At 68.6% G+C, this 22,338-nt stretch carries 23 protein-coding genes; 4 read left to right on the top strand and 19 right to left on the bottom strand.

Annotation, left to right across the window (positions count from 1 at the left end; translation table 11 throughout):
* Positions 1 to 16 precede the first annotated feature (16 nt).
* The 7 genes from ACFVAE_RS11670 to ACFVAE_RS11640 all read right to left on the bottom strand — a co-directional run bounded on the left by ACFVAE_RS11670 (position 17) and on the right by ACFVAE_RS11640 (position 4,406).
* Positions 17 to 304 carry an HU family DNA-binding protein gene (locus ACFVAE_RS11670; protein ID WP_378855119.1) on the bottom strand — a complete coding sequence of 96 codons (288 nt, stop codon included), beginning with the start codon at positions 302 to 304 and terminating at the stop codon, positions 17 to 19.
* A gap of 244 nt (positions 305 to 548) precedes the next feature.
* The gene (rpsN, locus tag ACFVAE_RS11665; RefSeq protein WP_116243600.1) at positions 549 to 854 is read right to left on the bottom strand and encodes a 30S ribosomal protein S14; all 306 of its coding nucleotides are present in this window, start codon (positions 852 to 854) and stop codon (positions 549 to 551) included.
* 3 nt (positions 855 to 857) lie between these two features.
* Positions 858 to 1,028, bottom strand: coding sequence for a 50S ribosomal protein L33 (gene rpmG / locus ACFVAE_RS11660; protein ID WP_046014935.1), 171 nt, complete (start codon positions 1,026 to 1,028; stop codon positions 858 to 860).
* Positions 1,028 to 1,264, bottom strand: coding sequence for a 50S ribosomal protein L28 (gene rpmB / locus ACFVAE_RS11655; protein WP_116243601.1), 237 nt, complete (start codon positions 1,262 to 1,264; stop codon positions 1,028 to 1,030). Before rpmB ends, rpmG begins: the two co-directional genes overlap by 1 nt.
* Positions 1,265 to 1,399: 135 nt before the next feature.
* On the bottom strand, positions 1,400 to 2,230 hold the full coding sequence (locus ACFVAE_RS11650) for a carbohydrate ABC transporter permease (RefSeq protein WP_378892035.1): 831 nt from the start codon (positions 2,228 to 2,230) through the stop codon (positions 1,400 to 1,402).
* The gene (locus tag ACFVAE_RS11645) at positions 2,227 to 3,156 is read right to left on the bottom strand and encodes a carbohydrate ABC transporter permease (protein WP_378892032.1); all 930 of its coding nucleotides are present in this window, start codon (positions 3,154 to 3,156) and stop codon (positions 2,227 to 2,229) included. Before ACFVAE_RS11645 ends, ACFVAE_RS11650 begins: the two co-directional genes overlap by 4 nt.
* A complete protein-coding gene (locus ACFVAE_RS11640; RefSeq protein ID WP_378892029.1) occupies positions 3,156 to 4,406 on the bottom strand; it encodes an ABC transporter substrate-binding protein in 1,251 nt (416 codons plus the stop codon). The genes ACFVAE_RS11645 and ACFVAE_RS11640 overlap by 1 nt, the downstream gene beginning before the upstream one ends.
* Positions 4,407 to 4,550: 144 nt before the next feature.
* Here ACFVAE_RS11640 and ACFVAE_RS11635 point away from each other — a divergent pair, with 144 nt between their 5' ends.
* Entirely contained in the window at positions 4,551 to 5,759 is a 1,209-nt protein-coding gene (locus ACFVAE_RS11635) for a Gfo/Idh/MocA family protein (protein WP_378892026.1), read from the top strand.
* On the top strand, positions 5,752 to 6,753 hold the full coding sequence (locus ACFVAE_RS11630; protein ID WP_378892024.1) for a LacI family DNA-binding transcriptional regulator: 1,002 nt from the start codon (positions 5,752 to 5,754) through the stop codon (positions 6,751 to 6,753). The genes ACFVAE_RS11635 and ACFVAE_RS11630 overlap by 8 nt, the downstream gene beginning before the upstream one ends.
* 121 nt (positions 6,754 to 6,874) lie before the next feature.
* On the opposite strand, the gene ACFVAE_RS11625 is transcribed toward ACFVAE_RS11630, so the two are convergent.
* The 4 genes from ACFVAE_RS11625 to ACFVAE_RS11610 form a co-directional block, all read right to left on the bottom strand.
* Positions 6,875 to 7,540: a DNA-3-methyladenine glycosylase gene (locus ACFVAE_RS11625; protein WP_378893559.1), complete on the bottom strand. Its 666-nt coding sequence runs from the start codon at positions 7,538 to 7,540 to the stop codon at positions 6,875 to 6,877.
* 2 nt (positions 7,541 to 7,542) lie between these two features.
* The gene (locus tag ACFVAE_RS11620; RefSeq protein ID WP_378892021.1) at positions 7,543 to 9,807 is read right to left on the bottom strand and encodes a hypothetical protein; all 2,265 of its coding nucleotides are present in this window, start codon (positions 9,805 to 9,807) and stop codon (positions 7,543 to 7,545) included.
* Between the two features lie 34 nt (positions 9,808 to 9,841).
* Positions 9,842 to 10,246 carry a Fur family transcriptional regulator gene (locus ACFVAE_RS11615; RefSeq protein ID WP_378892018.1) on the bottom strand — a complete coding sequence of 135 codons (405 nt, stop codon included), beginning with the start codon at positions 10,244 to 10,246 and terminating at the stop codon, positions 9,842 to 9,844.
* Positions 10,247 to 10,589: 343 nt separating this feature from the next.
* Positions 10,590 to 11,162 (bottom strand): TetR/AcrR family transcriptional regulator, encoded by a 573-nt coding sequence (locus ACFVAE_RS11610; protein WP_378892015.1) that lies wholly within the window; start codon positions 11,160 to 11,162, stop codon positions 10,590 to 10,592.
* A gap of 75 nt (positions 11,163 to 11,237) precedes the next feature.
* On the opposite strand from ACFVAE_RS11610, the gene ACFVAE_RS11605 reads away from it, so the two are divergent.
* On the top strand, positions 11,238 to 11,924 hold the full coding sequence (locus tag ACFVAE_RS11605; RefSeq protein WP_378892013.1) for a DUF899 family protein: 687 nt from the start codon (positions 11,238 to 11,240) through the stop codon (positions 11,922 to 11,924).
* Between the two features lie 3 nt (positions 11,925 to 11,927).
* Here the strand turns inward: ACFVAE_RS11605 and ACFVAE_RS11600 are convergent, their stop codons facing one another.
* The 7 genes from ACFVAE_RS11600 to ACFVAE_RS11570 all read right to left on the bottom strand — a co-directional run bounded on the left by ACFVAE_RS11600 (position 11,928) and on the right by ACFVAE_RS11570 (position 19,568).
* Positions 11,928 to 12,788, bottom strand: a complete 861-nt coding sequence (locus tag ACFVAE_RS11600) for a metal ABC transporter permease (protein ID WP_378892010.1) — start codon at positions 12,786 to 12,788, stop codon at positions 11,928 to 11,930.
* Positions 12,785 to 13,663, bottom strand: a complete 879-nt coding sequence (locus ACFVAE_RS11595) for a metal ABC transporter ATP-binding protein (RefSeq protein ID WP_378892007.1) — start codon at positions 13,661 to 13,663, stop codon at positions 12,785 to 12,787. The genes ACFVAE_RS11600 and ACFVAE_RS11595 overlap by 4 nt, the downstream gene beginning before the upstream one ends.
* The gene (locus tag ACFVAE_RS11590) at positions 13,660 to 14,619 is read right to left on the bottom strand and encodes a metal ABC transporter solute-binding protein, Zn/Mn family (protein ID WP_378892004.1); all 960 of its coding nucleotides are present in this window, start codon (positions 14,617 to 14,619) and stop codon (positions 13,660 to 13,662) included. Before ACFVAE_RS11590 ends, ACFVAE_RS11595 begins: the two co-directional genes overlap by 4 nt.
* A gap of 139 nt (positions 14,620 to 14,758) precedes the next feature.
* The gene (locus tag ACFVAE_RS11585) at positions 14,759 to 16,426 is read right to left on the bottom strand and encodes a glycoside hydrolase family 13 protein (protein ID WP_378892001.1); all 1,668 of its coding nucleotides are present in this window, start codon (positions 16,424 to 16,426) and stop codon (positions 14,759 to 14,761) included.
* A 42-nt stretch (positions 16,427 to 16,468) separates the two neighbouring features.
* Positions 16,469 to 17,377 carry a carbohydrate ABC transporter permease gene (locus ACFVAE_RS11580; RefSeq protein ID WP_378891998.1) on the bottom strand — a complete coding sequence of 303 codons (909 nt, stop codon included), beginning with the start codon at positions 17,375 to 17,377 and terminating at the stop codon, positions 16,469 to 16,471.
* Positions 17,377 to 18,288: a carbohydrate ABC transporter permease gene (locus tag ACFVAE_RS11575; protein WP_378891995.1), complete on the bottom strand. Its 912-nt coding sequence runs from the start codon at positions 18,286 to 18,288 to the stop codon at positions 17,377 to 17,379. The genes ACFVAE_RS11580 and ACFVAE_RS11575 overlap by 1 nt, the downstream gene beginning before the upstream one ends.
* Positions 18,285 to 19,568, bottom strand: a complete 1,284-nt coding sequence (locus tag ACFVAE_RS11570) for an ABC transporter substrate-binding protein (RefSeq protein ID WP_378891992.1) — start codon at positions 19,566 to 19,568, stop codon at positions 18,285 to 18,287. The genes ACFVAE_RS11575 and ACFVAE_RS11570 overlap by 4 nt, the downstream gene beginning before the upstream one ends.
* A 118-nt stretch (positions 19,569 to 19,686) precedes the next feature.
* On the opposite strand from ACFVAE_RS11570, the gene ACFVAE_RS11565 reads away from it, so the two are divergent.
* Positions 19,687 to 20,889, top strand: a complete 1,203-nt coding sequence (locus tag ACFVAE_RS11565; RefSeq protein ID WP_378891989.1) for an ROK family protein — start codon at positions 19,687 to 19,689, stop codon at positions 20,887 to 20,889.
* Positions 20,890 to 20,961: 72 nt separating this feature from the next.
* Here the strand turns inward: ACFVAE_RS11565 and ACFVAE_RS11560 are convergent, their stop codons facing one another.
* Positions 20,962 to 22,335 carry a dihydrolipoamide acetyltransferase family protein gene (locus ACFVAE_RS11560; RefSeq protein WP_378891987.1) on the bottom strand — a complete coding sequence of 458 codons (1,374 nt, stop codon included), beginning with the start codon at positions 22,333 to 22,335 and terminating at the stop codon, positions 20,962 to 20,964.
* Positions 22,336 to 22,338: the final 3 nt, after the last annotated feature.

The raw sequence follows: 22,338 nt of genomic DNA, 5'->3' as shown, positions 1-22,338 counted from the left end.
TTGCGACGCAGCGGTCTTACTTGACGGCGGCCTTCAGCTTGGAGCCGGCGGTCACCTTGACGCGCTTGCCGGCCGGGATCTTGATCTCGGCGCCGGTCTGCGGGTTGCGGCCGGTGCGGGCAGCGGTCGCCACCTGCTCGAACGCGATCCAGCCCGGGATCGAGACCTTGCTGCCCTTGGCGACGGCGTCGGAGACCGAAGCGAACAGCGCGTCGAGGACACCGGAGACGGTGGCCTGGCTCTGGCCGGTTGCGGAAGCGATGCTCGCGACGAGCTCGGTCTTGGTGATGGACTTGTCAGCCATGTCATCCTCCAGCGACGAGATCCGTCGCATTCGTTGGTGTGCGGAAGGCGGCTGCCCCCCGGTTGGTCGGTACGACCGTGACGACAGTACCAACCGGACCAGTGTTTCCCGCGTCATTTCGCGGGTTTCGGGCGATTTTCGTGGTGTGTCGCGCCTCATTCGTCACATCCGTCACACGATCCGGCGCCGCAGACGCCAGAAGGGGCGAGGATCCGAAGATCCTCGCCCCTTCTGAAGCGGATGCTTACCAGCTCGACTTGGTCACGCCGGGCAGCTCGCCACGGTGTGCCATGTCACGGAAGCGGACACGCGAGATGCCGAACTTCGTGAGGACACCGCGGGGGCGGCCGTCGATGACGTCGCGCGAGCGCACGCGCACCGGCGAGGCGTTGCGCGGCAGCTTCTGCAGGCCGACGCGGGCGGCCTCACGCTGCTCGTCGGTGGAGTTCGGCGAGACGAGCGCCTTCTTCAGCTCGGCGCGACGCTCGGCGTACCGATCGACGATCACCTTGCGCTGCTCGTTCTTGGCGATCTTGCTCTTCTTAGCCATGGATCAACGCTCCTCTCGGAATTCGACGTGCTTGCGGACCACCGGGTCGTACTTCTTCAGCACGAGGCGGTCGGGGGTGTTGCGACGGTTCTTCTTGGTCACGTAGGTGTAACCGGTGCCCGCCGTCGAGCGGAGCTTGATGATCGGACGGACGTCCTGTGCCTTCTTGGCCATTAGAGCTTCACACCCTTCGCCTGGAGGTCCGCGACGACCTTGTCGATGCCGCGGGCGTCGATCACCTTGATGCCCTTGGCGGACACGTTCAGCGTGACCTTACGGCCGAGCGACGGAACAAAGTAGGTCTTCTTCTGCACGTTCGGGTCGAAGCGACGCTTCGTCCGGCGGTGCGAGTGCGAGACGTTGTGACCGAAGCCGGGAACAGCACCGGTCACCTGGCACACTGCTGCCATGTTGTGACTCCTTCTATACCGTGAGACCGGACGGCCTCACCCAAGATCCCTTGTCTGCGTGCCGGTCGGCGACCAGCACACGAACTGCACGCCAGGAGAGCGCGCAGACAAAGAGCAATCCTAGCACGACGCGGATCACTTCTCGGAACCGGCCACCATGCCCTTGATGAAGTAGCGCTGCAGCACCAGGTAGACGACGAGCACCGGCAGCACCGAGATGAGGGATGCCGCGGCCGCGGCGCCCAGGTCGCTGGAGGATGTCGCGAAGAACGAGCCGATCGCCGGTGCGATCGTGCGCATCTCCGGACTGCGCATCAGGAAGACGCTCAGCGCGTACTCGTTCCACACCGCGACGCCGGTGAGGATGACGACCGTCGCCGTCACCGGCTTCAGCATCGGGAACACGATGCGGAACAGCACTTGCACGGCATTCGCGCCGTCCACCGACGCGGCCTCCTCGATCGAGATCGGCAGCCCGCGCATGAACGCCGTGTAGAGGAAGATCGCCAGCGGCAGCTGCATGGCGGTCATCACGAGGATGGTCCCCCAGTAGGTGTTGACGCCCTTCATCTGCACGAGCATCGAGTACAGCGGCACCAGGATCGACAGCGGCGGCACCATGATCAGCCCGACGATGCCGGCCAGCACCAGCCGATTGCCGACCGTCGCGCGGCGCGCGAGCGGATATGCGGCGAGCGCGCCGATCACGCACACCAGAACGGTCGAGACCACCGTGACCAGGGCGCTGTTGCCGATCGCGCGCAGGATGTGGCCCTGGTCCACGGCGGTGGCGAAGTTCTGCAGGTACCAGTCGCCGAAGGGGAACGCCCACTGCGACGACAGGTCGCTCTTCGCCTTCAGCGACGTGGTGACGGTGATGTAGAACGGCAGCAGCTGCAGCAGCACGGCCAGCAGCAGGCCGGCGCCGATCGCGAGCTTCGCGCCCCAGGACAGCCGCCGGTTCACAGCTGCTCCAGGCGACGGCGGTTCAGCACCGTGTTCAGCACCAGGGTGAACAGGGCGATCAGCACGAACAGGGCGACGCCCATGGCCGACGCGTAGCCGGCGCTCTGGTTGTCGAAGTACATCTTGGCGATCAGCGTCGACACCGAGTTGGTCGAGTAGCCCGGACCGCCGCCGGTGAGCACCTGGATCACGTCGAAGAGCTTCAGCCCGCCGATCAGGTTCAGCACGATGCTGGTCGCGAACGCCGGCTGCAGCATCGGCACCGTGACGTGCCGGAAGGACTGCCAGGCGGACGCCCCGTCGAGCGTGGCCGCCTCGAAGTACATCGTCGGGATGGATTGCAGCCCCGCCAGGTAGATCACCATCGAGATTCCGACGAACTGCAGCGAGTTGACGATGACGATGAGCATGACGGCGCGACCGGGGTCGGCCAGCCAGGCCGTGCGCTCCCCGCCCAGCGCGATCACGAGGTCGTTCAGCCCGCCGGAGTTGTAGGAGAGGAACAGGTAGTACATCGTTCCCATGACCACGGGCGACACCAGCACCGGCAGGTAGATGATGGCCCGCGCGACGTTGCGACCCCGGATGGCCCGATCCAGAGCGAGCGCCAGGCCGAGACCGATGATCTGCTGCAGCAGCGTCGACCCGACGCCGTAGATCACGGTGTTCCACAGCGCGGTGCGGAAGTTCTCGTCCTGGAACAGCCGCAGGTAGTTCGCCGCGCCCACGAAGGAGCGGTCGGGGGTGTAGCCGTCCCAGTCGGTCAGCGACAGGATGACGCCGTTGACCAGGGGCCAGAGCATGAAGACGCCGAGCAGCGCGACGGCAGGCAGGTACAGCAGGTTGAGCCCGCGCCCCGCGAAGCGGGGAGTCCCCCCGGCTCCCCGCTTGCGTCTACGCACCGTCACAGAGGCGGTGGCAGTCATCACTTCTGCAGCGAGTCGTAACTCGACTTCATCTGCTTGGTGGCATCCTCCGGTGACATCTGGCCGGTGATCACACCGTCCGTCGTGGTGACCATGGTGTCCCAGATGCCGTTCGGCAGGTACACCCGGTCGAAGTAGGGCATCAGCGGGTAGTCACCGGGCTTCACGAACGTCTCGTAGCTCTCGGTCAGGACGCCGAGGTCGCTGGTGGCGTTCGTCAGGCCAGGGATGCCGCCGATCGAGCTCGCGAGTTTCGACTCGTTCTCGGGCTCGGCCAGGAAGGCGATGTAGTCCAGCGCGTCCTGCTTGTGCGCACCGTCCTTGGCCACACCGTAGGCGCGGCCCTCACCGCCGACCAGGAACGGCTTGCCCTCCTTGGACGGGATGGGCATGTAGCCGATGTTCGCCTTCGGGTTGAAGCCGAGGGCGGTGGCCGCGAGGTAGTTCTGCACGAAGACGAAGCCGGTCTTGCCCTCGGCGAGTGCGCGCCCGAGGTCGTCGGTCGTGGCCGCCGAGTAGTCGGGGTTGAAGTAGCCCGCCTTCTGCCAGGTGGCCACGTTGTCGAGGATGTCGGTGTACCCGGCCTCGTCGAAGGTGCCGTCCTTGAAACCGTCGAACTGCGCCTCGGTGAAGTCCCCCGAGCCGATGAAGTCGGTGATGTTGCCGGCGAACCAGCTGTCCTTGCCCGATGACGAGATCGGCGTGACCCCGGCATCCTTCAGGGTCTTCAGCGCGGCGTCGAAGTCGCCCCAGCTCTTCAGCGATGCCGGGTCGATGCTGTTGGCCTTCAGGACGTCGCGGTTGTACATGACGCCCGCGACGTCTGTGTCGATCGGCATGGCGAAGAACTGACCCTTGTCGTTCTTCATCGCCGGCGCGAGCGCCTCGTTGAAGTTCTTCGCCCACGGCTGCTTGTCGAGGGGCTCGAGGAACTTGCTGTAGCGCAGCAACGACCAGCCGTGCGTGGCCCAGATGTCGGGCACGTCGCCGGAGGCGAGGCGCACCTTCATGTCTGCCTCGTAGGTGTCGGTGGAGGGGACCAGCTCGATCTTCACGTTCGGATGCTCGGACTCGAACTTCTTCGTGATCTCGGTCAGGACCTTGAGCGACGGATCGGTCGCACCGAAGTTGGTCTGCATCTCGAGCTTCGCGGTACCGCCGGAATCACCGGAATCGCCCGATCCCGAGCATCCGGTGAGCGCGAGGGCGATGGCGGCGAGAGCCGCGACGCCCGCAAGGGTGGACTTCATCGTTCTTCCTCACTGATCGGATGCCGGTCAGGTTACCCGCGTAGACCTGGAAAGCGCAAGAGGCAGTTCATCGTCGTTATTCCGCAGAAACCTGGGCATCTGTATCAGTTGACACGCGTAGAACGGTGGTGTCACACTCGGTGCATGTCGTTCTCTCTGGGCATCGTCGGTGCCGGCCAGTTCTCGGGCCAGTTCGCCACGCTCTTCCATCACCACCCCGATGTCTCAGCCGTATACGTCACCGACCTGATCGCCGAGCGCGCCGACGAGCTCGTGCGCACCGCCGGCTTCGCCGGAACCTTCGCCGACTTCGACGAGATGCTCGCCTCGCCCGTCGACGCGGTCGCCATCTTCACCCAGCGCTGGACGCACGGTCCGCTCGTCATCAAGGCGCTGCGCGCCGGCAAGCACGTGTACTCCGCCGTGCCGATGGCCATCTCGGCGGAGGAGATCGCCGAGATCATCGACACCGTGCGCGAGACCGGTCTCACCTACATGATGGGCGAGACCAGCTTCTACAACCCCGCGACGGTGTTCGCCCGCAAGAAGCTCGCCGCCGGGGAGTTCGGCCGCCTGTTCTACGGCGAGGGTGACTACGTGCACGACATGGACCTCGGCTTCTACGAGGCGTACCAGTACTCCGGGGGCGAGAACTGGAAGGCCACCGCCAGCTATCCTCCGCTGCTGTATCCCACGCACTCCATCGGCGGTGTGCTCGGGGCATGGCCCACGCACGCCACGGCGGTCACGGCGGTCGGCGTCGTTGACGACCGCGGCGACGGGGTGTTCGACAAGGCCGTCAGTCAGTTCGACAACGACTTCTCCAATGCCACCGCCCTGTTCGAGCTCGCCGCGGGCGGGTCGATGCGCATCAACGAGTTCCGCCGGGTGGGGTACCCGTCGCACCTGCGCGAGTCGCGGTTCCGCTGGTTCGGCACCGAGGGCTCGTTCGAGCAGCTCGCGCTGACCACGGTGTGGCAGAACAGGGAGGGCGTGCAGGACATCTCCGCGCAGATCGACACCCACGCATCCCTCTCCCCCGACGACCCGTCGCTGGCGCACGTCGCGCCGGCGCTGCGCGACGCCTTCGTGTCCGGCTATGCCGAGATCCACGACCGGGACCGTATCCCCGCCGAGATCCGCTCGCTGCACAACGGGCACGAGGGCAGCCACCACTTCCTGGTGGACGACTTCGTCCGCGCCGTCGTCGACCAGACGCTGCCGCCGGTGAACGCCTGGCAGGCCGCGCGGTTCACGCTGCCCGGCGTGATCGCGCACGAGTCCGCCCGGCGCGGCGGCGAGAGGCTGATCATCCCCGACCTGGGTGATGCACCCGGAGCTTCCCATGTCTGATGAGCACACCATCCGTGCGCGCACGGTGACGCGCGCGGACGTGGCCCGCTACGCCGGCGTCAGCACGGCCGTGGTCAGCTACGTGCTCAACGACGGTCCGAAGCCGGTCGCGCCGCTCACCAAGGAGCGCGTGCTGGACGCGGTGAGGGTGCTCGGCTACCGGCCGAACGCCGCCGCCCGCGCGCTGTCGAAGGGCTCGTCCGACATGTTCGGCATGCTCGTGGTCGACAGCCGCAACCCGTTCTTCGCCCAGTTGTGCCACTCGCTCGGGCAGGCCGCCGCGAAGCAGGGCAGGTCGCTGCTGATCGTGAACACCGACCGTGAGCACACCTCTGCCGCCGACCAGATCCACGACCTCACCGCACGCCAGATCGGCGGTCTGATCATCGCCGATCTGCTCACCGCCGCCGAGCAGGCCCTTGTCGAGAACCTCGGCATCCCGGTGGTGCTGATCAACCAGTACCAGGGCGCGGTCGGCGTGCCCGCCCTCGGCGCGGACTTCCGCGACGGGGCACGAAAGGCAGTCGAGCACCTCATCGGGCACGACTACCGCAGCATCGCGTTCATCGGCAGCGCGAGCATCTTCGACGACCGTGAGCGCGGCTGGGGAGACGCGCTCACGGCGGCCGGTCTTCCGCTGGGGGCCCGGATCCACGCGCCGTTCTCCTATGAGGGCGGATATCAGGCGGGGATCGCGCTGGCGGATGCCGCGGAACGGCCACGTGCCGCTTTCGCGGCATCCGACCAGGTCGCAGTCGGCCTCATCGCCGCACTGCACTCACGGGGACTGCGTGTGCCGGAGGATGTCGCGGTCGCCAGTTTCGACGGAACCGCCGAGGCCGAGTACACCTGGCCGCCGCTGACCACGGCGGCGCAGCCGATGGCCGAGATGGCTCAGGAGGCGATCCGGCTGCTGCACGCGGGAGACGCGGAGCCGGGCTACCGGGCTTTCACGACCACGCTGGTCGTGCGCCGTTCCTGCGGCTGCGAGTGAGCTCGCAGCGTCGCTGAGCACACCCCCTGCCGTCGACTGAACCTCTTGCCGACGACTGAACCACATATTGACGTCGATAGCCGGTTCACTCGTCGCGAAGTGGTTCACTCGGCGCACACGGTCAACGACCGGTGCGCGCTGTGGCGGCCTCGGCTGCGCCGCGGCCCCAGCGGAACGGCGAGACCGTGCGGTCGCCGGGGATCCAGAAGCGCCACGGGTAGGCATCCGTGCCGGCGAGCCCGGCGACGCCGACGCGCGGCCCCGCCGCGATCTCGGCGAGCGGCTCGCCGAGCAGCAGTGCGGCGGTCGCGCCGTGCTGCGGGATGCCGGTGATCGCATCGATCCCGTCGTGCAGCCCGTGCCGCAGGCCGATCGCCTGCCCCAGCCGACCGGGACCGCGGGCCAGGTCGCGGCCGGTGCGACCGGAGCGCGCAGCTGCGACATCCACACCTTCGACGATCTCGCCGGCGCGCAGCAGCACTCCGCCGGCCTCGCCATCCGGGCCGCACACAACGTTGACGCAGGAGTGGATGCCGTGGCTGAGATACACGTAGAGGTGACCCGGCTCGCCCCACATCGTGGCGTTGCGGGCGGTCGGCCCCATCCGGGCGTGCGAGCCGGGATCGGGAACCGGGCCGGTGCCCTTGCCGTGATACGCCTCGACCTCGGTGATGCGCAGGCGCACCTGCTCGCCGTCGACGACGGTGATCAGCTCGGCGCCGAGCAGTCCGGGCGCGACATCGGCCGGCAGACCGGCGAGGTCGCCGCGAGTCGCCGGGCGCAGCATGCTCACGGCTGGGGCGCGCTCCTGCACCAGGACACGTCGAAGCCGGAGAGCGTCACCAGCTGCTTGCCGGTGCGCAGATCGAGCAGGGTCGTGTGAAGCGTCTTCGGCAGGGACAGCAGCATCTCGTCGTAGAGGTTGTTCGCGATGTCGGGCGCGACGGTGACGGCGGCGTACTGCCCGCTCGGCGATGCGCACATCTGCATGATCGAGGCGTCGGCGCCCACCTCGAAGATCGGCTGCGCCTTGCCGTCTGGATCGACCCGGATGACGGCCTGCCCGGTCGACACCCCGGCATCGTCGGCCTGCACGACGTGCTGCAGGGTGCCCCCGGGGAACAGCACGATCTCGGAGGGCGTGCCGTAATCGGGGTCGGTGGCCGGCAGCGGCTGCTCGGCGCCGTCCTTCAGCGAGAGCTCGACGAACGCGCCCTCGGTGCGCTCGATGATCGCCGTGTCATGAGTGGTGCCGAGCAGCTCGGCCACGAGGCCGAGGTCCTGCGTCGGGGAGTCACCTGCACGGTCCTCGAGGGTCAGGGCGTTCGAGAAGTCCACGAACAGCGCCTTCGAGGAGTCCGGCACGAACTCCCAGTCCGAGACGCCGACGTCCTTCCCGTCGACCTGCACGATCGAGGGTCCGCTGGAGCCGTCGAGAGGCTGGGTCACCAGCACGCTGGCCCGCCCGCTGGTCTCGGTGAGGTCGGCGTCGGAGTACGTGTAGCCGACCAGACCGCCGCGATCGGAAACCTGCAGGCTGGAGATGTAGCCCTTGCCGGGGATCTTGAGGTCGCGCTGCTTGTCGCCCTTGCGGTCCATCACGATCAGGCGGGATCCGCCCTTCTCCTCGACCACGACCACGAGGTTGTCCGGGGTGGCCCGGAAGTCGACGATCTTCGGGCTGGCGAAGACCGGCACGCCGTTCTCGCCGGACAGGTCGGAGGTGAAGATCTTGTCGTCCTTCTTCGCGCTCCGCTGCAGGATGAAGATCTGCGACTTCGGCGTCGTGAAGGTCGTGATCAGGTCAGCTGTCGGGCCGCCGTCCTTCGCCGCGGCGTCCTTGACCGTGACGGTGAAGCTCGTCTTGTCGTCGAGTGCGTCGGTGAACCGGATGCCGAGACTGCCGCCGTCCGCCTTCACGGTGAACGGCACGGCCGGTTCGACCGTCACCTGCGAGGCGTCGACCGTGTCGAGGTCGTGGTTCGTGTCGAAGGTCAGCGTCGTGCCAGGCGACTGGATGGCGCGGGACGGATCGAAGTCGACGCCGAGCACGCGCAGCGACTGCGAGAACACGAACGCGAACACCCCGCCGGCGATCAGCAGCACGGCGGCGATCGCGGCCAGCACGATGTAGAGCGTGCGGCGGCGCTTGTACGCCGACCCGTCGGACTCCGGTTCGGCGGACGGCTCCCACGGCACCGGATCGAGACGGGAGACCGGGGACGTGGGCGTGGGAATGGGTGGAACGTCGTGCGGCTCGGACGCCGACGACCGGCGCGGGCCGGGCGAGGTGGATCGGCGCGGGCCGGAAGCGGTCTCGGCAGCGGCCTCCTCAGCCGCGGCGGCGGCAGCAGCGGCAGCAGCGAAGACGGCGGCCCGCTGCGGGTCGGTCTCCGACGCGGCGTCGGTCTCCTGATCCATCAGCTCTGGACGGATGGGCTCGCCGCCCGCACCACGTCGGCGCATGATCGCCGGGATGCGGGGCTCTCGCTCGGGCTCGACCGGGGCGGGTGCCGGGGAGACGGGTTCACCGTCTTCGGGCTCCGGCCCCATGATCTCGGGGCGGATCGGCTCCCGGCTCGCCCGCTCGGATGCGCTCAGGGCCGAGAGGCCCGAGGCAGGCGCCGCGGCGCCGGGATCGGAGACGCCGCCAGGGGCACCAGATGCAGGCGGCGTCACGCCGGTTGCAGGGCCGCCGGTTACAGGGGTACTCGCCGCAGGACTGTCGGTGACGGACGCACCGGGCGCGGGCGCACCACCAGCAGGAGTCGCGGGGGCCTGCGTGCCGGTCGCAGGGGCACCGGTCACAGGTACTCCAGCCGCAGGAGCACCCGTCACGGGCGTGCCGCCCGCGGGGACACCTGTCTCGTGTGTTCCGGTCGCCGTCGCGGGTGCCGGCGACACCGGCCGCTCATCGGAAGGGGCCTGCGGCGTTCCAGCATCCGCCGCATTCATCGGCTGCCCGGTGGCGGCGGCCTTCGCCGCAGCCTCCGCGGCCTCGCGCTGCGCGCGAAGCTGCGCGCGCGTCAGAGGGGCGTCACCGTTGCCGCTCACGCGACGGGCTCCGTGCACTGCAGCATCCGGGCCGTCACGCGCTCGCGTCCTGACGGGCGGCGCAGTCGGCGCAGAGACCGAAGATGTCGACGACGTGTTCGGCGTCGCGGAAGCCGTTCTGCGCAGCGGTGCGCTGCGCCCACTGCTCGACGTCCTTGGCCTCGATCTCGACGGTGAGGCCGCAGGAGCGGCAGATCAGATGGTGGTGGTGGCCCTGGGTGGTGCAGGCACGGTACAGCGCCTCACCTTCGGGGCTCTGCAGCGAGTCGGCCTCACCGGATGCCGCGAGACCGGCGAGCGCACGGTAGACCGTGGCGAGTCCGATGCCGGTGTTGGCGTCACGGAGCGCCGCGTGCAGGCTCTGCGCGCTCACGAAGCCCTGCGTGTCGCCGAGCGCATCGCGCACGCGTTCCCGCTGCCAGGTGTTCCGCTGAGCCATGCTCCGAGTCTAGGCCGCGTGGGTGTGCGATGCCTGGGCTGCGGGTCGGCCGCGGAACGGCACGGGTCGCGCCCGAATGAACCCCTCGACGACGAGTGCACCCCCTATCGACGTCGATACCTGGTTCGCTCGACGGCAAGTGGGTCGGTCGGCGACAAGTGGTTCAGTCGCAGGCACCCGCTTCACGCAGCGCTCCTGACGTCACACACGAACGGCTCCACCCGAGTGAACCTCTTGCCTACGAGGGCACTGCATGTCGACACCGACACCTGGTTCACTCGACAGCAAGCGGTTCAGTCCGCAGCATCCGGGGGTCGCGTGCCGCGAGGCGATCGCCCGCGAGTCAGGCGCGGATACCCGCGACGATCGCGTCGACGGCGGATGCCGCGAGGCGGCGCTGCTCGGCCGGCGGCATGGCGGCGAGCGGTCCGTGCAGGCAGAGCTCGGCGAAGCCGTGCACGGTCGCCCAGCACGACCAGGCCGCAGCGGGTGCGGCATCCGCCGGCAGTTCCCCCTGCGCGACGAGGTCGCCGAGCGCAGCGGCGAGCGCGCGAAATGCGGGCGTGGTCGCGATGTCCTCCGGCCCGAGGGCTCGGCCGCCGAAGAACGCGACCGAGAACCAGCCCGGCTCCTGCAGGGCGAAGTCGATGTAGGCGAGGCCGATCGTGCGCAGGCGTGCAGCGGGGTCGGGTGCCGCACCGGCGGCCATCGACGCCGCCACCTGCTCGAGGATCGCCGTCGCGACGGCTTCGCGCAGCGCAGCGAGGTTGGGGTAGTGCCGGTAGGCGGCGTTCGGCGAGACCCCCACGCGACGGGTGACCTCGCGGATCGAGAGCGCGTCGACGCCGCCCTCCCGGGTGGCGTCGAGGCCGGCCTCGACCAGCGCCGCTGCGAGATCGCCGTGATGGTAGGCCACGCTCTTGCCCTCCCGCCGCCCGATGTGTACGGTGTGAACATATCAGATGTGGACGCCGTGAACATAGGAGTGATCATGACCGCGCTTCCCCCCGTCGTCGATGAGCAGACCTGGCGCGATGCGCTCGCCGAGCTGCGCGTGCGCGAGAAGGCCGCCACCCGCGAGCTCGATGCGATCGCCGCCGCACGCCGGCGGATGCCCGCCGTGAAGATGCCGGAGTATCGCCTGACCGCCGAGGACGGATCGACCGTCACACTCGCCGACATCTTCGACGGACACAGCCAGCTCGTCGTCTACAACCACATGTGGACGGACGGCGCGACCTGGCAGTGCTCCGGCTGCACCGGCGGAACCGCGCAGTTCGCCCGCCCCGACATCGTCGAGCCGCTCGACGTCCGCTTCGTCGCGGTCACGAACGGGCCGATGGACGAGATCCTCGCCTACAAGAAGCGGGTCGGCAATCAGATGACCTGGTACTCGTCGGCGGGCAGCCCGTTCGGCGCCGATGTGGATGCGGGCCCCGGCGAGGGCTTCGCGTACAACGTGTTCCTGCGCGACGGCGACGATGTCTACCGCACCTGGCACACCACGGGCCGCGGTGCCGAGCAGTTCATGCTCAGCTTCGCCATCGCCGACGTGCTGCCCTACGGCCGCCAGGAGGAGTGGCAGGACGTGCCCGAGGGGTGGCCGCAGCACGCGACCTATGAGGGCTGGCCGTCGTCGAAGGACATCGCCGAGCGCTACGGCGATCCGAACGCGTGAGGGTCAGGCCGTGCGCCGCACCCGCCCGCGGATGCGCTGCACGGCCCAGCATCCGAGATAGATGAGGAACGAGATCGTCGTGATGTAGGGGCTCACCGGCAGCGTGCCGGCGAGCGCCAGCAGGATGCCGCCGACGGCGGCGACGAACCCGAACAGCGCTGCCAGCAGCGGCACCGCGACCGGGCCGGCGCTCACGCGCATCGCGGCTGCGGCCGGAGTCACCAGCAGCGCCATCACCAGCAACGCACCGATGATGTGCACCGCGACCGCGACGATCAGGCCGAGCAGCACCATGAACAGCAGGCCCACGACGCGGGTGGGAACGCCGCGCGCCGCCGCCGACACGGGGTCGAGCGAGTCGAAGCGCAACGGCCGCCACATCAGCAGGAGTCCGGCGAGCACCACGACGCCGATGCCGATCAACCAGCCGAGGTCGGGACTCGAGACCGCGACGATCTGCCCGGTCAGCAGGGTGAACCGGTTGGCGCTGCGGCCGTCGTAGAGCGACAGGAACAGGATGCCGAGGCCGAGGCCGAACGGCATCAGCACGCCGACCAGGGAGTTGCGCTCCCGCGCCCTCGTGCCGAGCAGGCCGATCACGATCGCGGCGACCAGCGCCCCTCCGATCGATCCGGCCACGACGCTGCCGCCGAACAGCAACGCGGCGGCGGCGCCCGCGAAGGAGAGCTCGCTGATGCCGTGCACCGCGAACGCGAGGTCGCGCTGCATCACGAACACACCGATGAGGCCGCCGACGAGCCCGAGCACCGCTCCGGCGATGATCGAGTTCGACAGCAGGGCGACCAGCTCGCCGTAGTCCTGGAACGAGAAGATGTCGCTCCAGTCGAGCGCGAGGGGGATCATGCGTAACCTCCCGGCACGTCGCCGATCTCGTGCTCATGATCGTGCTCGTGCTCATGCCGCGTCTCGGCATCCGGCGCCCCGACCACGACGAGGCGGTCGCCGGCGCGCAGCACGAAGACGGCGGTGCCGTACAGGTCGGTGAGCACGTCGCTGCGCAGCACCTCCTGCGGGCGCCCGAGCACGAACCGGCCCGAGGCGATGTAGAGGATGCGGTCGACCTTGCCCAGCAGCGGGTTGATGTCGTGCGTGACCAGCAGCACCGCGGCATCCTTCTCGTGACGCTGACGATCGATGATGTCGATCACCGCGCGCTGGTTGGCCAGGTCGAGGTTCGACAGCGGCTCGTCGCAGAGCAGCAGCGCGGGGTCGTCCGCCAGGGCCTGGCCGACGCGCAGCCGCTGCTGCTCACCGCCGGACAACAGGCCGACCGGCCGGTCGGCGAAGTCGGTCGCGCCGACGGCCGCGAGCAGCTCGTCGACGCGCTCGCGTTCGCCGCGGCGCGGGATCGGCAGCCCGAAGCGCGTGCCGTGCACGCCCAGCGCGACGAGGTCGCGCGCACGCATCGACGTGTCGACGGGGAACGGATGCTGCTGAGGGATGTAGCCGACGCGCTTGTTCCCGGTATGGATCGACTCGCCCTCGAAGCGGATGTCGCCGGCCGAGAGGGCCTGCAGGCCGAGGACGGCGCGCAGCAGAGTGGTCTTTCCCGAGCCGGACGGGCCGAGCACCGCGATCAGCTCGCCGGGGTGCACGTCGAGATCGAGGCCCGACCAGAGCTCTCGGTCCTCGCGCCGCAGCGCGGCACCGCGGATCTCGAGGATGGGCGGACGGTCGATGGCGGACCCCGGAACCCGCCGGCGTGCAGCGCCGCTCACCGGTCGAGCGCGTCGGCGAGGCTCTGGATCGCGTCGTGCATCCACTCAGCGTACGACTGATCCGCGGCGAGCAGCTCGCTGAACGGCACCACGGGGATGCCGACCTTCTCGGCGGCTCCGGTGACTGCACCGGTCTCGCCCCCCGAGGTCTGCACGGTGGTGAGCACCGCGTCCACCTGACGGGAGTCGATCAGCTTGCGCGCGGCGAGCAGGGTCGCCGGGGCGACGTCGTTGCCCTCCTCGACCGCCTCGGAGAAGCCATCAGGAGTGACGTCGTCGAGTCCGATCGCGGCCGCGAGGTAACCGGGCAGCGGCTCGGTCATGAAGATCGGGCGCCCCTCGTTCGCCTCGTGCAGCGTGCCGAGCTCCTTCTCGAAGGCCTCGAGCTCGGCGACGAGCTTCTCGGCGTTCTTCGCGTACTCGGCCTTCCCCTTCGGGTCGAGCTCGGTGAGGTCTTCGGACACGTGCTCCACGACATGGATCATCGTGTGCACGTCGAACCAGACGTGCTCGTTGAAGCCCTCGATGTGGTCGTGCCCCTCGTGACCCTCTTCACCGTCGTGGTCGGCGGCGTGGTCACCGTGCTCCTCCTCGGCTCCGGGGTAGTCGTGCGAGAACTCGACGGCGGTGATCACCGGAGCATCCGATCCCTCGCGGAGCGACTCCATGAAGGCGTCGTAGCCGCCGCCGTTCTCGATCACGAGCTGAGCCTTGCTCACGGAGAGCCGGTCACGGGCGGACGCCTCGTAGGAGTGCGGATCCTTCGCGGCGTCATCGATGATGCTCGTGACGGCGACGCGATCGCCGCCCACGGTCGCCGCGATGTCACCGTAGACGTTGGTCGACGCGACGACCTGCACCCGTCCGTCGTCGGATGCCGCAGGCGCCGAGCATCCGCTCAGCGCGAGTGCGCCGATGGTCGTCGCCGTCAGAATCGCCCATGCCGTCTTCCTCATGACGACAACACTACTGGAAGTGAGAATCATTCTCAAAAGAGACGCGGGTCACATGTCACAGAACGGGGGCCGACACGCCAGATGTCGGACGCGATCAGGGAAAGCGTCCGACGGGTGGCGTGTCGGCCCCCGAAGTGGTTCAGCTCTGAGGCGCGAGCCAGACCGTGCTCTCGGCCGGCAGGATGCCCGGCGAGGTCGGCACGCTGGACAGCACAGCCTCACCCTCGAACGGGTACGGTGCGGTGCCGAAGTTCGTCAGCACCTGCCAGCCGTTCGGGCGGGCGAAGCGCAGCACGTCATCGCGGCCGGTCTCGATCCACTCCATCTGTTCGCCGGTCTGCAGCTCGTGTCGCAGCCGCAGTGCCTGGCGGTACAGGTTCAACGTCGACTCGGGATCAGCCGCCTCGGCATCCACCGCGTACTCCGCGAACCAGTCCGGCTGCGGCAGGTGCGCGCCGTCGGCGCCGAACCCGAAGGAAGAGCCGGCTGCCGTCCACGGCAGCGGCACCCGGCATCCGTCCCGGCCGAGCCGGTCGAACTCCGAGCCGCGGAAGAACGCCGGATCCTGGCGCTGGTCCGGCCCGATCGCCGCGACCTCGTGCAGCCCGAGCTCCTCGCCCTGGTACAGGTAGGTGCTGCCGGGCAGGCCCAGCAGGAGCAGGGTCGCAGCCCTCGCGCGGCGCAGCCCGCCGTCACGATCCAGCTGCTCCGCCGGCCCACCGGCCTGCACCCATTCGGTGCCCTGCTTCACCCGTCGGCCGTTCAGCGCGGGCAGGCCGTACCGGGTCGCATGCCGGGTCACATCGTGGTTCGACAGGACCCAGGTCGTCGACGATCCTGTCGCCTCGGCCTGCGCGAGGTTGTCCGCGATGATCGTGCGGAACTGCGTGGCGTCGAAGTCGGCCACGAGCAGGTCGAAGTTGAACGCCTGCCCCAGCCCCTCCGCCGACGCGTACCTGGCGCGGCGCTCGGGAGTCTCCACCCAGGCCTCCGCAACGGCGGTCCGCGGCGGATCGTAGGAGTCGAACACCCGCCGCCACTCGGCGTACACCTCGTGCACGTCATCCCGGTCGAACAGCGGATGGTTCCCGTCACGCGGGATCGCCTCGAGCTCGGCCGTCTGCGGCAGCGGTTCGGTGAGGTCCTTCGTCAGCATGTGCGCGACATCGATGCGGAAGCCGTCCACGCCGCGGTCCGACCAGAACCGCAGCGTCGTCAGGAAGTCGGCACGCACCTCGGGGTTCGCCCAGTTCAGATCGGGCTGCTCGACGGCGAAGTGGTGGAAGTACCACTGGCCGTCCTCGACCCGCTCCCATGCCCCGCCACCGAACGTCGACTGCCAGTCCGTCGGCGGCTCCGCACCGTCGGGTCCGGTGCCGTCTCGGAAGATGTACCGCTCCCTGGCCGCCGATCCGCGTCCCGCGGCGAGCGCCTCCTGGAACCATGCGTGCAGATCCGAGGTGTGGTTCGGCACGATGTCCACCACGACCTTGATCCCCCGCGAATGCAGCGCGGCGACCATGGCGTCGAAGTCCGTGAGCGTGCCCAGTCGCGGATCGACGTCGCGGTAGTCGGCGACGTCGTATCCCCCGTCGGCGAGCGCCGACGGGTAGAACGGGCTCAGCCACACCGCGTCGATCCCGAGATCGGCGAGGTAGTCGACCCGTGACAGGATGCCGGGGATGTCGCCGATCCCGTCGCCGTTCGCGTCGGCGAAGCTGCGCGGGTAGATCTGGTAGACGGCGGCCTGACGCCACCAGGCGGCGGCATCCGTCGTGCGGCTCTCGGTGAGGATCGCATCGGTCATGAGAGGGGTGTCCTCCTTCTTTCGGGGTGGGTGGGGGTCGTCTCAGCCCTTGACGGCACCCTGCGTGACACCCTCCATCACCCAGCGCTGCGTGAACAGGTAGGCGACGATCGCGGGGGCCATGGCCATCAGATACGAGGCGAACGACACGTTGTAGTTGTTGCTGAATTGGGTCTGGAACAGGTTCTGCCGCACCGGCAGCGTCTGCAGCGCAGGATCGGAGATGATCAGCGACGGCATCATGAAGTCGTTCCACGCGTACAGGAACGCGAAGATGCCCACGGTGGCGCTCATCGGGCCGAGCAGCGGGAAGATGATCCGCCAGAACGTCTGCCAGGTGCTCGCGCCGTCGATGCGCGCGCTCTCCTCGAGCTCGAGCGGGATCGACCGCAGGAACGCGGTGAACAGCAGCACGCTGAAGCTGAGCTGGAACATCGTCGCGAGGATGATCACGCCGAACGGATTGTCCAGTCCGACCCGGCCGGTGAGCTGGATCTGCGGCAGAGCGACGACGGGGAACGGGATGAACATCGCCGCGAGCAGGTAGAAGAACGAGTACCGGAACAGCCGGCGGTCCCAGTTGCGCACGATCGCGTAGGACGCGAAGGCGGCGAGGACGATCGTGGCGACCACCGTCCCCGCGGTGACCAGCAGCGAGATGCTCGCGCCGACAGGGAACTTCGTAAGGTTCCAGGCCTGCACGAAGCCATCGATCGAGAACGGCGCCGGCAGCGAGAAGGCGTTGCCGTCGACGGCCTGATTCGTCGTCTTGAACGCCATCGAGATGGTGACGTACAGCGGCAGCAGGACCGTGACCGCGCACAGGATCAGGATGACGGTGCCCGACCAGTTCACCCGCTCCATCCGGATGCGGGGGGCGCGCGCCCTTCGACCGGCCCGGCCCTCGCGGGCGGCCTCGACCTCGACGGCGATGAGTGTCTGCGTTGACATCAGAGTGCGTTCCTTCCGCGGGTCAGCGAGAGCTGAAGGAGGGAGATGAGGACGGCGACGACGAAGAAGATCGTCGCGTTGGCCATCTGGTAGGCGTAGTCGCCGCCGTTGAAGCCCGCGATGATCGTCATCGCGATGCTGCGGGTGGAGGTGCCGGGGCCGCCGTTGGTGAGGCCGACGATGATGTCGTAGGCGTTCAGGAAGCCCTTGAACCCGAGGATCACGTTGATGACGACATAGCCGGCGACGAGGGGCACAGTGATGCGGGTGAGCTGCTGCGTCTTGGATGCCCCGTCGATGGCTGCGGCTTCGTACACGTCGCCCGGGACGGACAGCAGCCCGGCGATGTAGATGAGCAGCGTGCCCGGGATCGCCTGCCAGGCGGTCACCGCGACGATCGCGGTCCAGGCGAGGTCGGGGTTGGCGAGCAGGCTGGTCGACAGCCACGGGATGCCCAGCGCCGTGCCGGCGGCGGGGATCGAGTTCGAGAACAGGAAGTTGAAGACGTAGGCGATGATGATGCCCGAGATCACCATCGGGATCACGAACACGGTGCGCAGGCCGGTCTTGAACCGGATGCGGGAGGTCAGCCCCACAGCGAGCAGGAATGCGATCACGTTGACGACGATGACCGTCGCGATCGAGAAGCCGAAGGTGAACAGGTAGCTCTGCAGGATGGCCGGATCGCTGAACAGCGCCACGTAGTTGGTGAGGCCGTTGAAGCTCCATTCGCCGATGCCGATCGAGTCGGTGAAGCTGAAGAAGATGCCGATGACTCCCGGCAGCGTGATCGCGAGGGTGAACAGCAGCAGACTCGGCAGCAGGAACAGGTAGTAGATCGGCTCGACTCTGCGGCTGCTGCGGCGGACCCTCCGGTCACCCGCCGTGACGATGTTCGTCGTGGTGGTCATTTCGCGGACTCCTTCGTCTCGCTCTTCAGCACCGGTGCGCGGAGCGCCACGCGAGCCCAGTCGGCGTCCATCGTGGCCAGCACGGATGCCGGATCGGCGCCGAGCGCCATGGCCTGTGCGTAGTTGAAGACCGGGATCGTCTTCGGAACCAGCACGGAGGGGCCCTGGTAGATGCGACCGGCGTCGACGTAGTCGATCATCCCCTCGATGCGGGGGTCATCGGGGGCCGGAGCGCTCTCGGTCGGGGTGAACCCGAGCTGCGAGGCGTTGTACTCCTCGATGTTCTCGGGCTGATACAGGTACTCGAGGAAGTCCCGTGCGGCGTCCTTGTGGCGGGAACCCTCGGGGATCATCGCGGCGAGGTCGAGGTTCACGCGGACTGCGAGGTCGTCCTCGCTGTCGGTCATCGGCAGTGGGAAGGTGCCGAGCTCGAGGTCGGGCGCGGTCTTGGCGATCTCGCTGAACGCCCACGGGCCCTGCAGGTACATCGCGGCCTTGCCCTGGGCGAATGCGAGGTTGCCGTCGTTGTATCCGCGGCTCGGCGCATCCTTGTTGACGTAGTTCTTCAGCAGCTGCTGCATCCGGTCCATCGGCTCGGCGAAGTCCTTCGAGAACGACGTCTCCGAGTCGGGCCCGACCTCCGTGCCCTCGGCCTTCATCGCGTCGAAGAAGTCGATCACGTCCAGCGAGCCGCCGACCGTGTAGTCGAACCAGCCCTGGCCGACGGTCCAGTCGTCCTTCAGCGTCGCCTCGAACGGCGTGACTCCGGCCTCCTTCAGCTTCTCGCAGGCGGCGAGCAGCTCGTCCCAGGTCTTCGGCACCTCGACGTCGTTGTCGGCGAAGATCTGCTTGTTGTAGATGACGGATGCCGCCATCACCGAGTACGGCAGGGCGCTGGTGCGGCCTGCACAGACCCCGTACTGGTCCAGCAGCGGCTGATAGTCGTCCTTGACCTCGGATGCCGCTTCCGTGTCACCCAGGTCGCTCAGTGCGCATCGCTCGACGAAGCGCGATACCTCCATGTTGTAGTTCGCCAGCATGATGTCGGGCGGGTTGCCTCTGACGAAACTGGCCGACACCACGTCGACCCCCGAGGTGTCGATGACGACGCGGACCTTGTCCTGTGAGGAGTTGTACTTCGCGACCAGATCGGTCATGAACGCGATCGCCTCGCGTTTGCTGAACGTGAACCGGATCGTCTCGCGCCCGTCGGCCGAGCAGCCGGCCAGGAGGGCCCCGCCGAGGACCATCACCGCCCCGGCAGCGACCATCCGCCGCATCCGTGTCAATCGTCGAGACACCGTCGTCCTTCCGTCGCGCTAGATTCCTTGATTAAATCTAGTCATCGAATCAACTGGTCAAGACGGTACCCTCACAGAGGGAGGAGGGTCAAGACCCATGACGATTTCCGCCGCCGGCCGCGCGAGTGTCGGCTCTGTGCTCGACTTCGCCTGGAGGGCCGGCGTGTTCACCGCCACTGACGCGATGAACGAGACCGCGCTGACCCGGTCGACCGTGATCGAGGCGATCGACACGCTGGCCGGCATCGGCCTCCTCCGTGAACTCCCGAACGCCCGCTCCGCGGGTGAGTACCGCGGCGGGCGTCCGGCGCGACGGTTCGAGATCGCCGACGACCTGGGCGTGGTGATCGGCATCGACTCCGGACTCTCGCACCTGGCGGTGACGGTGGCCGATCCCTTCGACGCCGTGCTCGCGCATCGGCGTATCGAGGTGCCCCGCACCGCATCGGCGGGCGCGCGGCGGAGGACTTTGGGCGGGCTGCTCGATGAGGCGCTGCACGATGCCGGGGCGGAGCGCGCGAGCGTGCTCGCAGTCTGCGCCGGCGTCGCAGCTCCGGTCAACCGCGACGGCATCTCTCCCCCGCATCCGGAGGGATTCTGGGCACGCACGAACCCCGAGCTCGCCGACCTGCTCAGCGACTGGGCGCCCGTCGTCGAGGTCAAGAACGACGCGTCCCTCGCCGCCGCCGCGGAGGGGGCGAGCGGCGCCGCGACCGGATGCCAGGACTACGTCGCCCTGCTCGCCGGTGAGCGCTTCGGCGCCGGCGTTGTCGTCGACGGCCACCTGCTGCACGGCGCGCACGGCGGTGTCGGCGAGGGCGTGGTGTTCGACCATGTGGTCGGCGTCGGCACCGCGTACGGACTGCGCTACGCGATCGAGCGGGAAGTGCGCGGCGCGGTCGCCGCCGGTGATCTCGATCGGTCCGGCGCCGTCGGAGCGCTCGCCGACGGCAAGGACATCGATCCGCGCACCGTGCTCGAGTTCGCGGCATCCGGAGATGCGGATGCCGCGCTGATCGCCGACCGGGTCGGCGAGACCGTCGCCATCATCATCGGCGTGCTCGGCAGCACGTTCGACCCGTCGCGCGTCATCGTCTGCGGCGCGATCGCCGACAGCATCGAGCCGGTGCTGGCGGCGGCCCGACGCAGCCTGCCGTCACAGCTTCATCTGCCGGCGCCGGAGCTGTTCGCCTCGACACTCGGCGCCGATGTCGTCTCGCTCGGCGCCGTCGCCACGGCCCGGGATGCTGCGCGCACCCGCGCCGTGCCCGCGTTGGTGCAAGAGCGGCTGCAGGCCTGACCGCTCTCGAGATCTCCGCCTGCAGATGGCGGACACCGACCGACGGACGACGGACCCCGGCTGCGGCCGGGATCAGTCGACGAGCAGCGCGGGCTCCTCGAGGATCGCGGCGACGTCGGCGATGAAGCGGCTCATGCCGTCGCCGTCGATCACACGGTGGTCGAACGAACCTGCGACGGTGGTGACCCACCGAGGGCGCACCTCGCCGTCGACCACCCAGGGCTTCTGCGCGATCGTGCCCATGGCGACGATGCCCGCCTCACCCGGGTTGATGATCGGGGTGCCGGCATCCATTCCGAAGACGCCGATGTTCGTGATCGTGAACGTGCCGCCCTGCTGATCCGCAGGTGCCGTCTTGCCCTCGCGGGCGGTGAGCGTGAGGCGGTTCAGCGCGCGGGCGAGGTCCTTCATGCCGAGCGTCTGGGCGTCCTTGATGTTCGGCACGATCAGTCCGCGCGGCGTCGCCGCGGCGATGCCGAGGTTCACGTAGTGCCGCACGGCGATCTCGGCGCCGTCGGCCGTGTCGACCCAGGCGGCGTTGACCATCGGCGTGCGACGCAGCGCCCAGATCACGGCGCGCGCCATGATCAGCAGCGGCGACACCTTGATGTCGGCGAAGTCGGGCGACGCCTTGAGCCGCTTGACGAGGTCCATCGTGCGAGTGGCGTCGATCTCCTTCCACACCGTCACGTGCGGAGCGGAGTAAGCGCTCTGCACCATGGCGTTGGCGCTCGCCTTGCGCACGCCCTTCACCGGGATCGCCTCGGTGCGTCCTTCGTCTCGCTGCGCTCGCTCAGGAACCGGATTCAGCCCACGCGCGAGACCGACCGGTGCGGCAGCCGGCGCCGGAAGCACCTCCTCGCGCACGTCGCCCCACTCCGGTGTCTCGATGTTGCGGAACACGCTGGCCTGCGAGGCGTGCTTCATGACGTCGTCGCGGGTCACCTCGCCGTCGGCGCCGGTCGCGGAGACGGATGCCAGGTCCACGCCGAGATCGCGCGCGAGCTTGCGGATCGGAGGCTTGGCGATCACGCCGACCGAGGAGCGCACCGGGCGCTCGGCCGGCTTGCGGCGCCGCGAGGTCGCCCCGCCGCCGGTGCCGTAGCCGACCAGCACCGCACCGCCGCGCTCGGCGGCCAGCCCTTCGTCTCGCTTCGCTCGCTCAGGATCCGAGGCACTCGCGGGCGCAGCATCCGATGAAGCGGACTCGGTGACGAACGTGATGATCGGGGTGCCGACGTCGATCGTCTTCCCCTCCTCGACGAGCACCTCGCCGACCACGCCCGCGTGCGGCGAAGGCAGCTCGACGAGCGACTTCGCGGTCTCGATCTCGCAGATGACGTCGTTGACAGCGACGGTGTCGCCGGGGGCGACCTTCCAGCTGACGATCTCGGCCTCGGTGAGGCCCTCGCCGACGTCGGGGAGGGTGAAGGTCTGAGTGCTCATGAC

Source organism: Microbacterium sp. NPDC057659 (assembly GCF_042799915.1).
Lineage (GTDB): Bacteria > Actinomycetota > Actinomycetes > Actinomycetales > Microbacteriaceae > Microbacterium.
The sequence above is the reverse complement of the archived record's forward strand: the minus strand, read 5'-3'. Positions and strand labels throughout refer to the sequence as shown.

Bases quoted from the DNA above. Each gene is read 5' to 3' on its own strand.
- ACFVAE_RS11670 (WP_378855119.1), bottom strand. From the start codon at position 304: ATGGCTGACAAGTCCATCACCAAGACCGAGCTCGTCGCGAGCATCGCT.
- rpsN (WP_116243600.1), bottom strand. From the start codon at position 854: ATGGCTAAGAAGAGCAAGATCGCCAAGAACGAGCAGCGCAAGGTGATC.
- rpmG (WP_046014935.1), bottom strand. From the start codon at position 1,028: ATGGCCAAGAAGGCACAGGACGTCCGTCCGATCATCAAGCTCCGCTCG.
- rpmB (WP_116243601.1), bottom strand. From the start codon at position 1,264: ATGGCAGCAGTGTGCCAGGTGACCGGTGCTGTTCCCGGCTTCGGTCAC.
- ACFVAE_RS11645 (WP_378892032.1), bottom strand. From the start codon at position 3,156: ATGACTGCCACCGCCTCTGTGACGGTGCGTAGACGCAAGCGGGGAGCC.
- ACFVAE_RS11640 (WP_378892029.1), bottom strand. From the start codon at position 4,406: ATGAAGTCCACCCTTGCGGGCGTCGCGGCTCTCGCCGCCATCGCCCTC.
- ACFVAE_RS11635 (WP_378892026.1), top strand. From the start codon at position 4,551: ATGTCGTTCTCTCTGGGCATCGTCGGTGCCGGCCAGTTCTCGGGCCAG.
- ACFVAE_RS11630 (WP_378892024.1), top strand. From the start codon at position 5,752: ATGTCTGATGAGCACACCATCCGTGCGCGCACGGTGACGCGCGCGGAC.
- ACFVAE_RS11625 (WP_378893559.1), bottom strand. From the start codon at position 7,540: ATGCTGCGCCCGGCGACTCGCGGCGACCTCGCCGGTCTGCCGGCCGAT.
- ACFVAE_RS11615 (WP_378892018.1), bottom strand. From the start codon at position 10,246: ATGGCTCAGCGGAACACCTGGCAGCGGGAACGCGTGCGCGATGCGCTC.
- ACFVAE_RS11605 (WP_378892013.1), top strand. From the start codon at position 11,238: ATGACCGCGCTTCCCCCCGTCGTCGATGAGCAGACCTGGCGCGATGCG.
- ACFVAE_RS11600 (WP_378892010.1), bottom strand. From the start codon at position 12,788: ATGATCCCCCTCGCGCTCGACTGGAGCGACATCTTCTCGTTCCAGGAC.
- ACFVAE_RS11590 (WP_378892004.1), bottom strand. From the start codon at position 14,619: ATGAGGAAGACGGCATGGGCGATTCTGACGGCGACGACCATCGGCGCA.
- ACFVAE_RS11585 (WP_378892001.1), bottom strand. From the start codon at position 16,426: ATGACCGATGCGATCCTCACCGAGAGCCGCACGACGGATGCCGCCGCC.
- ACFVAE_RS11580 (WP_378891998.1), bottom strand. From the start codon at position 17,377: ATGTCAACGCAGACACTCATCGCCGTCGAGGTCGAGGCCGCCCGCGAG.
- ACFVAE_RS11575 (WP_378891995.1), bottom strand. From the start codon at position 18,288: ATGACCACCACGACGAACATCGTCACGGCGGGTGACCGGAGGGTCCGC.
- ACFVAE_RS11570 (WP_378891992.1), bottom strand. From the start codon at position 19,568: ATGCGGCGGATGGTCGCTGCCGGGGCGGTGATGGTCCTCGGCGGGGCC.
- ACFVAE_RS11565 (WP_378891989.1), top strand. From the start codon at position 19,687: ATGACGATTTCCGCCGCCGGCCGCGCGAGTGTCGGCTCTGTGCTCGAC.
- ACFVAE_RS11560 (WP_378891987.1), bottom strand. From the start codon at position 22,335: ATGAGCACTCAGACCTTCACCCTCCCCGACGTCGGCGAGGGCCTCACC.